General features: G+C 74.9%; 9 protein-coding genes and 2 pseudogenes. 9 read left to right on the forward strand and 2 right to left on the reverse strand.

Going from position 1 to position 11,284, the window contains the following annotated elements; translation table 11 throughout:
- Positions 1-41 precede the first annotated feature (41 nt).
- The 4 genes from KCH_RS32680 to KCH_RS32695 all read left to right on the forward strand — a co-directional run bounded on the left by KCH_RS32680 (position 42) and on the right by KCH_RS32695 (position 5,367).
- Positions 42-410 carry a hypothetical protein gene (locus KCH_RS32680; RefSeq protein ID WP_208866011.1) on the forward strand — a complete coding sequence of 123 codons (369 nt, stop codon included), beginning with the start codon at positions 42-44 and terminating at the stop codon, positions 408-410.
- A 164-nt stretch (positions 411-574) separates the two neighbouring features.
- Positions 575-979, forward strand: a complete 405-nt coding sequence (locus KCH_RS32685) for an SHOCT domain-containing protein (protein WP_035869161.1) — start codon at positions 575-577, stop codon at positions 977-979.
- Positions 980-1,018: 39 nt separating this feature from the next.
- Entirely contained in the window at positions 1,019-3,064 is a 2,046-nt protein-coding gene (locus KCH_RS32690; RefSeq protein ID WP_051653704.1) for a SpoIIE family protein phosphatase, read from the forward strand.
- Positions 3,061-5,367: an ATP-binding SpoIIE family protein phosphatase gene (locus KCH_RS32695; RefSeq protein WP_244305534.1), complete on the forward strand. Its 2,307-nt coding sequence runs from the start codon at positions 3,061-3,063 to the stop codon at positions 5,365-5,367. The genes KCH_RS32690 and KCH_RS32695 overlap by 4 nt, the downstream gene beginning before the upstream one ends.
- Positions 5,368-5,523: 156 nt before the next feature.
- Here the strand turns inward: KCH_RS32695 and KCH_RS40365 are convergent.
- Positions 5,524-6,501 (reverse strand): annotated as a pseudogene (locus tag KCH_RS40365) (aldo/keto reductase family protein); the annotation flags it as partial.
- Positions 6,502-6,817: 316 nt separating this feature from the next.
- On the opposite strand from KCH_RS40365, the pseudogene KCH_RS46800 reads away from it, so the two are divergent.
- The 5 genes and pseudogenes from KCH_RS46800 to KCH_RS46295 form a co-directional block, all read left to right on the forward strand.
- Positions 6,818-6,976: pseudogene (locus KCH_RS46800) on the forward strand (hypothetical protein); the annotation flags it as partial.
- A 304-nt stretch (positions 6,977-7,280) separates the two neighbouring features.
- A complete protein-coding gene (locus tag KCH_RS46805; protein ID WP_341865443.1) occupies positions 7,281-8,042 on the forward strand; it encodes an ROK family protein in 762 nt (253 codons plus the stop codon).
- Between the two features lie 194 nt (positions 8,043-8,236).
- Complete coding sequence (locus KCH_RS32715) at positions 8,237-9,247, forward strand: Acg family FMN-binding oxidoreductase (RefSeq protein ID WP_051653705.1); 1,011 nt, start codon at positions 8,237-8,239, stop codon at positions 9,245-9,247.
- Positions 9,248-9,334: 87 nt separating this feature from the next.
- Positions 9,335-9,676 carry a DUF5713 family protein gene (locus KCH_RS32720; RefSeq protein WP_035869170.1) on the forward strand — a complete coding sequence of 114 codons (342 nt, stop codon included), beginning with the start codon at positions 9,335-9,337 and terminating at the stop codon, positions 9,674-9,676.
- A gap of 37 nt (positions 9,677-9,713) precedes the next feature.
- Positions 9,714-9,938 carry a DUF5713 family protein gene (locus KCH_RS46295; protein WP_425268923.1) on the forward strand — a complete coding sequence of 75 codons (225 nt, stop codon included), beginning with the start codon at positions 9,714-9,716 and terminating at the stop codon, positions 9,936-9,938.
- Positions 9,939-10,066: 128 nt separating this feature from the next.
- Here KCH_RS46295 and KCH_RS32730 read toward each other — a convergent pair whose 3' ends face one another.
- Positions 10,067-10,891 carry a class I SAM-dependent methyltransferase gene (locus tag KCH_RS32730; protein ID WP_035869187.1) on the reverse strand — a complete coding sequence of 275 codons (825 nt, stop codon included), beginning with the start codon at positions 10,889-10,891 and terminating at the stop codon, positions 10,067-10,069.
- Positions 10,892-11,284 lie beyond the last annotated feature (393 nt).

Genomic DNA, 11,284 nt, shown 5'->3' on the forward strand with positions numbered 1-11,284 from the left:
GACGATCTGACGCAACGTCAACGTCTGTGCGGAGGTGCGCGGTGAGCGTTCCCGAGGGCCACTTCCCGGAGGGCTACCACCCCGGCAGCGACGAGCCGCGCCTCAACCGGCCCGTCCACGACCGGTACCCGCAGATCCGCCCGACCTCCGGCTACGCGGACGCCCGGGTCACCGCGACCGGCCCCGGCCCCGGCGCGGGCACCGACCAGCAGCCGGAACGCTCCGCGATCCTCACCGCCCGCGTCGCCCTCGCCGCCACCGTCGTCATCGGCCAGCTGTGGGCGCTGACCGTCGCCACCGACGCCTGGATGCGCGGCAACACCGGCACCGCCTGGTGGGCCACCGGCTTCAGCGCCGCCTCCTTCCTGGTGGTGCTGCTCGCCTGGCGGATCTCCCCGCACGACCGCTGACGCCCGCAGGCCCGGCCCACCCCCGCCCCGCTGCACCCGGGCCGCACCGCCCTCCGGAGCGCCCGCACGCCCCGCCGCTCTCCCGCCGGCGCGCCCGGCGGCCGACGTGCGGCGCCCGGAATGTGGTGATACCTCTCGAAGGACCTGTGGAAAGGGAGCCCCCGATGGACGACTATCCGCTGCTCGACCTGTTCTGGACGATGATGTGGCTGTTCCTCTGGATCCTCTGGTTCTTCCTGCTGTTCAAGGTGATCACCGACATCTTCCGCAGCCACGACATGGGCGGCTGGGGAAAGGCCGGCTGGACGATCTTCGTCATCGTGCTGCCCTACATCGGCGTCCTCGCGTACCTGATCGCCCGCGGCAAGTCCATGGGCAACCGCGACCGGGCACTCGCCGCGCAGGCCGAGGGCAACTTCCAGGACTACATCCGCAAGGCCGCCGGCACCGACCAGCAGGACGCCGGCGCCCGGCACGTCGCCGAACTCTCCCGGCTCGCCGACCTCAAGAACAGCGGCGCCATCTCCGAGGACGAGTTCCGAGCGGCGAAGGACAGACTGCTCGCCTGAGCGCCGCGCCGACAGGCGGGTGGGAGGAGGACCGGCGGGGTGCCGGAAACACAGCTGACCCCCGAGGTGTTCGACCGCGCCATCGTGGCGATCGCGCTGACCACCGGACACGACCACCGGCTGGTCTACTACAACGACGCGTTCCGCGACCTGTTCGGCGAACGCCCCCTCGGCGTCCCGGCCCGTGAGGTGTTCACGGAGCCGGGCGCCGAACGTTTCGTCGCCACCCTGGACGCCGTCCTCGCCGACGGCACCGCCCGGCAGGTCACCGCCCCGCGCACCCTCGGCTGCCCGGACGGGGCGACCGTCCACCGGCACTTCGTCTACTCCTGCTCGCCCGCCACCACCCGGGACGGCCCCGGCATCCTCGCCGCCGCCATCGACACCACCGCCGAACTGCACTCCGCCCACGAGGCCGAACGCCTGTCCGCGGAACGCGGGCAGGCCCTGCGCCGCTACGAGGCCCTGATGGCCGCCGCCGCCCAGATGGTGTGGCTCGTCCACGCCGACGGCAGCGCCGGCGAACTCGTCCCCGGCTGGGAGGCCCTCACCGGTCAGCCCTTCCCCGAGGCGGTCGGCTCCGGCTGGCTGGAGGTCGTCCACCCCCAGGACCGTGACCAGGTCGCCGCCCGCTGGGCCGAGGCCGCGCGCGACCTGCCCACCGCGTTCGAACACATCTTCCGGGTGCGCAGCGCGGACGGCGGCTACCGGCACGTCCGGGCCCGCGCCGTGCCCATCGTCCGCGACGGCGGGCCCGCCGAATGGATCGGCACCACCGCCGACATCGAGGACCAGTGGCGCAACCGCCTGCGCGAACGGCTGCTCGCCCGGGCCGGCGCCGTCACCGAGGCCGAACGCCCCGAGGACGCCTTCGCCGCCCTCGCCACCACCGTCGTCCCCGACCTCACCGACGTCTGCGCCGTCTACCTGCTGCGCGAGCCCGACGCCGCCGGCGGCGAGGTCGTCGCCACCCGGATCGCCTCCGTCGCCCGCCCCGGACTGCCCCCGCTGCCGCCCATCAACCGGCAGACCTTCACGCTCGGCGGACGCGCCCGGAAAGCGGTTTCCGACCGCACCCCCATCGTGATCGGCTTCACCCTCGGCGACGTCCCCGCCGGTACCCTCCCGGAGATCTCCGCCCGCTGGCTGCGCCGCGCCGGCGCCACCAGCCTCACCCTGCTGCCGATCGTCGTCGACGGCGCCGTGGTCGCCCTCGCCGCCACCGCCAACTGCGAAGGCGCACCCCCGCCCGGCCCCGCCGACGTCGACCTCCAGCACGAAGTCCTGCAACGCGCCCAGGCACCGCTGCGCCAGGCGCTCGCCCTGCAACGCGCCCGGCACGCCGCCGTCGTCCTGCAACGCGCCATGCTCACCACCCCGCCCCGGATCGGCGGCGCCGACCTCGCCGCCCGCTACCGGCCGGGCAGCCGCAACGTCGAGGTCGGCGGCGACTGGTACGACGCCTTCACCCTTCCCGACGGCTCGCTCGCCATGACCATCGGCGACGTCGCCGGCCACGACCTGGCCGCGGCCACCACCATGGGCCAGCTGCGCGCCATGCTCCGCTCCATCGCCTACACCCGCCCGCACGGCCACACCCCCGCCGACACGCTGCGCGAACTCGACACCGCCGCCGAAGGACTCGGCGTCGGCAGCTTCGCCACCGCCGTGCACGCCCGGCTCACCCGGCACGGCGCGGACGGCGGCTGGGAGGTCGAGTGGAGCAACGCCGGCCACCCGCCGCCCGTCCTGGTCCCCGTCACCGGCCCGCCCCGGCTGCTGGTCGCCGAGGACGCCGACGTCCCGCTGTGCGTCGACCCCGGCCGCCCCCGGGTCACCCACCGCGACCCGGTCGGCCCCGGAGAGACGCTGCTGTTCTACACCGACGGCCTGGTCGAAGTCCCCGGCGAACACCTCAACGAGGGCATCGCCCGGCTCTGCGAAGCCGCCGCCCAGGCCCGCCACCGCCCGCTCGCCGAGCTGTGCGAACACCTGACCGGCCGGGTCGCCGACGTCCGCGACGACATCGCCATGATCGCGTTCCGCCCCACCCCGGCGGGCCCGGCGGAAGGCAGGCGCCCATGAGCACCACCGACGGCGAGCCGAAGCCGGGCCACCCGGAGCGGAAGGACGGCATGGACAGCACGGACCGCACGGACCGCACGCCCGCCGAGAACCGCCCCGCAGCCGAACCCGAACGACGCCGCACCCCCGGCCACGGCGGCGCCGACCCGACCGTGGACGCGGCCCTGCTCGACTCGCTGTTCGAGCAGACCCCGGTCGCCCTCTACCTGCTCGACGAGGACCTCCGGGTGGTGCGCCACAACGCCGCCGCGCAGGCCGGCGAAAGCCGCGCCGGACGCGAGATCGGCGGCCGCCGCTGCGACTTCGCCCCCGGCTTCGACGACGCCGAACTCGAAACGCTCGCCCGGCAGGCACTCCAGGACGGCGAGTGGATCCGCGGCCACCTGGTCCGCGGCCGCACCCCCACCGACCCCTGCCGCGACCTGATCGGCGCCGTCTCCTACTTCCGGATCGTCACCGAGGACGGCCGGCGCCACTTGGTCGCCGCCGTCGAGGACGTCACCGAACGGCAGGCCGCCCTCGACCGCCTCGACATCCTGCACACCGCGCACCGGCAGATCGGCGCCTCCCTCGACGCCGTCGGCTCCGCCCAGGAACTCGCCGACGTCGCCGTCCCGCGCCTCGCCGACATCGCCACCGTCGACCTGCTCGACGAACCGCTGCGCGGACTGCCGCCCCGCCCCGCCCCGGTCGACCCGGCCGCCCCGCTGCGCCGCTACGCCTACCGGGCCGTCCGCGGCCACGGCCGGCCCGCCGGCGACCGCGGCCCGATCCCGTACGGCGAACTGTCCACGTACGCGGTTCCCACGCCGTACAGCCAGGTGCTGGACGACGCGCGGGCGCGGCTGGTGCGGCGGCTGGGCAGCAACCAGGACTGGCTGGCCGCCGACCCGGAACGGGCCGGGCGGCTGGCCGAACTCGGCGTCCACTCGATGATCGTCGCGCCGCTGGTGGTGCACGACGCGGTGCTCGGCCTGCTCGCGCTGTACCGCAGCCGGCGGCCGGAACCGTTCGAGGAGGCCGACCTGGAACTGGCGGTCGAACTCGCCGAACGCGGCGCGCTCTCCATCGACAAGGCCCGCAGCTACGCGCGCGAACGCTCGATCGCGACCACGCTGCAACGCCAACTGCTGCCCAGGGAACCGTCCGAGCTGAGCGCCGTGGAGACCGCGCAGGTCTACCTGCCGGGCGTGGTCGGACCCGGCGGCGACTGGTACGACATCGTCCCGCTGTCCGCCGCCCGGGTCGGCCTGGCGATCGGCAGCGTCACCGGCAACGGCATCGAGGCCGCCGCGCTGATGGGCCAACTCCGCACCGCGCTGCGCACCTTGGCGGTGCAGGACCTGCCGCCGGACGAACTGCTGGTGCGGCTGGACGAGGCGGCGCGGGTGCTGACCGACGAGCAGCGCGGCAGCCTGCCGCCCGGCGCGGACGGGCTGCCGGACGGTCTCGCGTCCTGCCTGTACCTGGTGTACGACCCGATCGCGCGGACCTGCACCGGCGCGTCCGCCGGGCACCACGGCCCGGTGCTGGTCGGCCCGGACGGCATGCCGCTGCCGTTCCCGGTCGAAGCGGCGCTGCCGCTGGGCTGCGGCGACAGCTGCTACGAGACTGCCACGGTCGAACTGGAGCCGGGCAGCGTGCTGGCGCTGTACACCGACGGGCTGATGTCCGGCCGGGCCCGCCGCAAGGACGGCCGGGAGCCGGCGGCGGACGGTCCGGTGGAGCGGCGCGGGGTGCTGGAACGGTCGCTGGCCCGGGCCGGCGAGGAGCAGTTGCGCGACCTGTGCGACCGGGTGGTGTACGCGCTGCTGCCCGAACGCCAGCGGGAGGACGCGGTGCTGCTGCTGGCGCGCACCCGCGCGCTGCCCGACGAGCAGGTCGCGGTGTGGACGCTGCCCGACGACCCGGCGGTGGTGCGCACCGCCCGTCGGCTGGCCGAACACCAGCTCGCCGCCTGGGGGTTGACGGACCTGGAGTTCGCCACCGACCTGATCGTCAGCGAGCTGGTGACCAACGCGATCCGGTACGGCAAGCCGCCGATCCGGCTCCGGCTGATCCGCGACCAGGGACTGATCTGCGAGGTGTCGGACAGCTCGGACAGCACCCCGCACCTGCGTCGCGCCAAGAGCACCGACGAGGGCGGCCGCGGACTGTTCATCATCGGGCAGTTGGCGCAGCGCTGGGGCACCCGGTTCGCCCGGCACGGCAAGACCATCTGGGCCCAGCAGGACCTGCCGGCGGCGGACGCGCCGCCAACCGGTCTGCCCGGCGCGGGAATCGGCGGCGAGCTCACCTCCTGACCGGAGCCGGAGCCGGAACCGAGTGTCGGAACCGAGCGCCGGGACCGAGTGCCGGACCGGGCGTCGGACCCGAGCGCCGGGCGGCGCCGCGCAGGTACGCGGCGCCGCCCGGCGGGGTGTCGGGGCGGGGTCAGGGGCGCGCCTTGGGGCGTTCTCCGCGGTCATCGCCGGGTCGAACACGGCCACGGGGGCGAGGATCTCGTCCATCCTGGCGAGCAGTTCCGGCTCCAGCTTCACGCCGGCGGCCTTGACGTTCTCGGTGACCTGCTCGGGCCGGGAGGCGCCGATGATCGCGGCCGACACGTTGGGGTTCTGCAGCACCCAGGCGACGGCCAGTTGGGCGAGCGAGAGCCCCGCCTGGTCGGCGAGCGGGCGCAGCAGCTGGACGCGCTCCAGCACGTCGTCGCGCAGCCAGCGGGCGACGAAGTTCGCGCCGCCCTTGTCGTCGGTGGCGCGGGAGCCGGCCGGCGGCTCCACGCCCGGCCGGTACTTGCCGGTGAGCACACCCTGCGCGATCGGCGACCAGACCACCTGGCCGAGGCCCAACTCCTCGGACACCGGCACGACTTCGCCCTCGATGACCCGCCACAGCGCGCTGTACTGCGGCTGGTTGGAGACGAACGGGACGCGCAGCTCGCGGGCGAGCGCGTGGCCGGCCCGGATCTGGTCGGCGGTCCACTCGGACACGCCGATGTACAGCGCCTTGCCGGAGCGGACCACGTCGGCGAACGCCTCCATGGTCTCCTCCAGCGGAGTCGACGGGTCGTAGCGGTGCGCCTGGTAGACGTCGACGTAGTCGGTCTGCAGGCGGCGCAGCGAGTTGTCGATCGACTCCATGACGTGCTTGCGGCCCAGCCCGCGGTCGTTGCGGCCGGGGCCGGTCGGCCAGAACACCTTGGTGAGGATCTCCAGCCCCTCACGGCGCTCGCCCTTGAGGGCCCGGCCGAGGACCGACTCGGCGCGGGTCTCCGCGTACACGTCGGCCGTGTCGAAGGTGGTGATGCCCGCGTCGAGGGCGGCCCGGATGCAGGCGGCCGCGGTCTCCTCCTCGACCTGCGAGCCATGGGTGAGCCAATTGCCGTAGGCGATCTCACTGACGATCAGGCCGCTGCGGCCCAGGTGACGGAATTCCATGAACCGTACGGTACGTCAGCAGTGACGGCAGGTGTCGGTACCATCACCGTGCCGCGGGTGCCGGGAGCGGGCCGGCACCGGGCGGCCGCGTCGACGCCCCGGCGGGCATCGGCGCGAACGCGTCGCCGTCCACCCGGGCGCCTGCGCGCGGACGGGGCCGGCGTCGACCGGGCCGGTCGGCGTGCCGGTGCACCGGTGGGGTGCTGGCGCAGGTGTGACGACCTGGACGTGCACGACAGTGAGTGTGGCGGTGTTGCCGGCGGGGGCGGGCGGACTGTCCGACCGGAGAAGAGGAACCGTGACCCACCCGCATGCGATGCCCGCCGTCCGGAGACAGCCGACCGGCGTGCCCCCGGAGCCCGCACGGTGGAACCGGCAGCGGCTGCGCAGCAACAACGAGTGGCTGCTGCTGGAACTGCTGCGCACCGGCGGCCCGTCCTCGCGGGCCCAACTCGCCCGGGACACCGGCCTGTCGAAGCCCACCGTGTCCGCTGCGCTGGGCTCGCTGGAGACCGCCGGACTGGTCCGCGAGGCCGGCACGCTGGCCCCCGACCGGGCCGCACCGCCGTCCTGTACCGGGCCGACGCGGGCGCCGGGCACGTGCTGGGGATGGACGTCGGCCGGGCCCGGCTGCGGGTCGCCGTCGCCGACCTGGCCGGCCGGGTGGTCGCCCGGCGGACGTCCCCAACCGCGGCCGGACCGGCGCCTCCGTCGCGGACGCGCTGGTCGCCACCGCCCGCGACACCCTCGCCGACGCCGGACTCGGCGGCGACGGCCCCGTGGACGGCGTGGTGCGGGCGGTGATCGGCAGCCCCGGCGTGTGGGACGAGCGCCACCGCGTGATGCGGCACGCCGCGCACCTGCCCGGCTGGGCCCGGCCCGGCCTGTTCGACCGGATCGCGGACGGCCTCGGCATGCCCGTCCAGGTCGGCAACGATGCCAACCTCGCGGCGCTCGGCGAGTACACCTACGGTGCGGGCGCGGGCAGTTCGGTCTTCGCCTACCTGCTGGTCGGGACGGGCGTCGGCGTCGGCCTGGTGCGCGACGGTGAACTGTGGACCGGGGCGCACGGCGCGGCCGGGGAGATCGGCATGCTGCAACTCCCGCATCCCGAGGCGCTCATGACGGAATGTCAGAGTCTCAGGCTGGAGCAGGTGGTGGCGGCGGACGCCGTGGTCGGCGAGGCCTGGCGGCTCGGACTGAGCAGCGTCACCACCGCCGAGCAGGTCTGCGAGGCCGCCCGGGCCGGCGACCCCGCCGCGCGGGCGGCGATCGTCCGGCACGCGCAGCAACTCGCCTTCGCCGTCGCCATGGTGGCGGCCGTCGCCGACCCCGAACTGCTCGTGCTGGGCGGCGGCCTCGGCCGCAGCGCCGACCTGCTGCTGCCGCCGCTGGAGGACGCGCTGCACCGCACCTGCACACTGCGGCCCCGGCTGGTGGCCAGCACGCTCGGCGAGGACGCGGTGCTGCTGGGCGCGGTGGCGACCGCGCTGGACGCGGCCCGGCTGGAGGTGTTCGTCCGGCGCACCGCGACCGCCTGAGCGCGGCGGGCGGTCGGCGGGCCCCGGTTCCGGCGGCCCCACCCGTCCGCGAAAGGGGCGGAGGTCGCCCGGAGCGGGCCTTTGGGCCCTACCGCAGCGGCCCCGCCGAGGCGCACGCTCAAGCACAGGGACACGTGGAACCGCACGCGGGGACACGTGCCATCCGACGAGGATGCGGCGAGGAGTGATCCGCGATGGCCGAGTCGACGGCTGGTGCGAGGGGCGGACCGGGCGCAACGCTGAGCGTGCAGGAACTGCGGGTGTTGGTGGCGGCGGCCGGGGCCGCGCCCTCACTGCACAACACCCAGCCCTGGCAGTTCCGGGCGGCCGACGACGGCCACGGCGTCCTGGTGTTCGCGGACCCGGGCCGGGCGGTGCCGCTGGCCGACCCGGAGGGCCGCGGCATGCTGCTCTCGGTCGGCGCGGCCCTGTTCAACCTCCGGGTCGCCGCCGCCCGGCAGGGCCTGCCGGTGGACGAACTGGAACTGCTGCCCGGCCCCGCCGAGGAGGGCTCCCCGGTCGCCGTGGTGCACTTCGGCCCACGCGGAGTCCCGGACGAGACCGCCGAGTTGGCCGACGCGATCGCGCTGCGCCACTCCAGCCGGGAGCCGTTCAACAACCGCGACGTCCCCGAGGCGGTGATCGGCGAACTGATCGCGGCCGCCGCCGCCGAGGACACCGTGCTCGACCCGCTGGAGGAGGCCGAGGCGCGCCGCGTCCTCGCCCTGATCGCCGAGGCCGAGGCGCGGATCGTCGCGGACGCCGCCCGCCTTGCGGAGACCGGCAGTTGGCTGCGCGGCGAGCCCGCCGCGGACGGCATCCCGGTCGCGGCGCTCGGCCCGCAGGACCACGAAGCGCGCGTCCCCATGCGGGACTTCACCGGGCGTGGACCCGCCGGCTCGCAACGCTTCGAAGCGCTCCCGCAGTTGCTGACCATCGCCACCCGCGGCGACACGGCGGCCGACTGGCTGCGCGCCGGACAGGCCATGGAACGCGTGTGGCTGGTCGCCACCGCGCACGGCCTGCGGGTCTCCGTCCTGCACCAGGCCGTCGAACTCCCCGAGACCCGCTGGCGCTTGCGCAACCCCGAGTCCGGCGTCGGCACCGTCCAGGTGGTCCTCCGCGTCGGCTACGGCCCGCCCGGCGCAGCCACCCCGCGCCGCGAGATCGACGAACTCCTGCACGGCCCCGTCCCGGCCACCTGAACCCCCGCGCGGCGGTCTGTCGGTGCCGGCGGCGATGATCGGCACCGTTGACCTTCGAGTTCGAGTTCGAGTGGACGGAGCGGCCGGGTGGCGATCACGAACGAGCGCACGGCAGGGTACGAGTTCCTGCGGGAGATGGCCGGGGACGCGTACTACCCCCGGCAGCTGGTCGCGCAGGGGGCCGCGGTGCTGCGCACGCTGTGCGAGCGGATCGAGGCCGAACGTCCCTCCGGGCTGGGGGAGTTGTACGCGCTGACGCATGCCGCGACGGAGGAGTTCAACCGGCTGGGGGAGGCGTTCGAGGAGGCCGGCAGCGAGATCGAGACGGTGGCGCGGGAGGTGATCGGCGCTGACTTCGCGTTCGTCGCGGCGGCGTACGGCTTCGCCGACGCGGACGGGGAGGAGTTGATCGCGCCGCGCGACTGGTGACGGGTGGTGGGCGGCCTGCGGGTGGCGAACGCGGGCTCTGCGGGCGGCAGCTCGCCGTTGCGACTGCGGGCGGGTGAGCGGGTTGGGGGAGTTGTACGTCCTGACGCATGCCGCGGCGGAGGAGTTCTACCGGTTGGGGGAGGCGTTCGAGGAGGCCGGTAGCAAGATAGGGACGGTGGCGCGGGATCGCCCCGTGCGACTGGTGACGGGCGGCCTGCGGGTGGCGACCGCGAACTCTGCGGTCGGCAGTTCGTCGTTGTGATAGCGGGCGGGTGATGTACGCCCTGGGGCATGCCGCGGCGGAGGGGTTCAACCGCTGGGGGAGGCGTTCGAGGGGGCCGGGAGGGAGATCGAAACGGTGGCGCGGCTTCGCCGATGTGGGGGGCCGGGTCAGCGGGTGGCTGTGGCGAGTAGGGCGGTGTGGGGGAGGGCGAGGGTGCCGTTCGGGGTGTGGAAGGCGGTGGCGAGGCGGTCGTAGTGGCGGCGGGCCTCGGACTGGATGGCGGGGGTCTGGGCGAGCAGGGTGAGGCCGATGGTGGCGACGCCGGAGGCCGGGCCGGACCACCAGGTGTCGGCGGTGGCGTGGTGGTCCCAGGTGACAGTGCGGCAAGTCGCGCTCTGGAGGCCGGCGGTGGTGAGGAGGGCGGCCAGCCCGTCCGGGGTGCGGGGGAAGTCGTCGGCGGGGTCGAGCGGGCCCAGGTGCGGCGGGCGGACGGCGCCGGCGGCCTGGAGCGCACTGGGGATCAGGGCCTGTCCGGCGCCCGGCGTGCCGGACCAGATGGTCAGCGCGAGCCGCCCGCCCGGCCGCAGCACGCGGCGCAGTTCGGCGAGGGCGAGCAGTGGACGGCCGACGTGGTTGAGCACGAAGTTTGCTACCACCACGTCGAACCCGGCGTCCGGGAAGGGGAGTTCGGGCAGCACCGCAAGCTCGACGCGCGCGGACGGCGCGGCGCGGCGGGCGAGGTCGACCATGCTCGGCTCGGCGTCCACCGCGTGCACGTCCGCGCCCAGGTCGCAGGCCGCCGCGGCGACGGTGCCCGGGCCGGTGCCCACGTCCAGCAGTCGGGTGCCGCCGAACACCTCGGCGGCGTCCAGGAGTTCGGGCACCGTGTGTGCGCAGAGCCGCCCGAAGGTCGCCGCGTAGTCCTCGGCCCGCCCGGCCCAGGCGGTGCGCTCGTTGGCATCGAAGGGCGTGGTCGGTGCGGTCGGCGTCACGGTTCCCCCAGGCTGTGCGTCGGTTGGTGGACGATCATAGTCCGGCGTGCGTACGCCGTTGAGGTCGGCCCGGCAGTTGGGTCGGGCGCCGCCAGGCGCGGCGCTGGCGCACTTTTGCGGCGAGGTCGTGGGGGACGTCCAGGGCGAAGGCTGAGGTTGAAGGGGGCGTACAGGTGCTCGCCCTGCGGAGGCGCGTCGGTGACCAGCCATGTGGGCAGGCCGTCGGCCGACCAGGGGTGCGCTTTCCGTCGATCCGCCCATCATCGGGGATGACCACGAAGTCCAGGTGGGCGTCCAGCGCAGTGCGGAGGCGGGCTGGGCGGGTGGTTGCGGGGGTTCGCGTCGATGCGGCGGTCGAGTGTCGTGCTGCGGGCAGTCAGTGGGCAACCCAGT

The organism is Kitasatospora cheerisanensis KCTC 2395 (genome assembly GCF_000696185.1).
GTDB lineage: Bacteria > Actinomycetota > Actinomycetes > Streptomycetales > Streptomycetaceae > Kitasatospora > Kitasatospora cheerisanensis.

Coding starts and splice junctions, on each gene's coding strand:
- KCH_RS32685 (WP_035869161.1), top strand. CDS start 575: ATGGACGACTATCCGCTGCTCGACCTGTTCTGGACGATGATGTGGCTG.
- KCH_RS32695 (WP_244305534.1), top strand. CDS start 3,061: ATGAGCACCACCGACGGCGAGCCGAAGCCGGGCCACCCGGAGCGGAAG.
- KCH_RS32715 (WP_051653705.1), top strand. CDS start 8,237: ATGGCCGAGTCGACGGCTGGTGCGAGGGGCGGACCGGGCGCAACGCTG.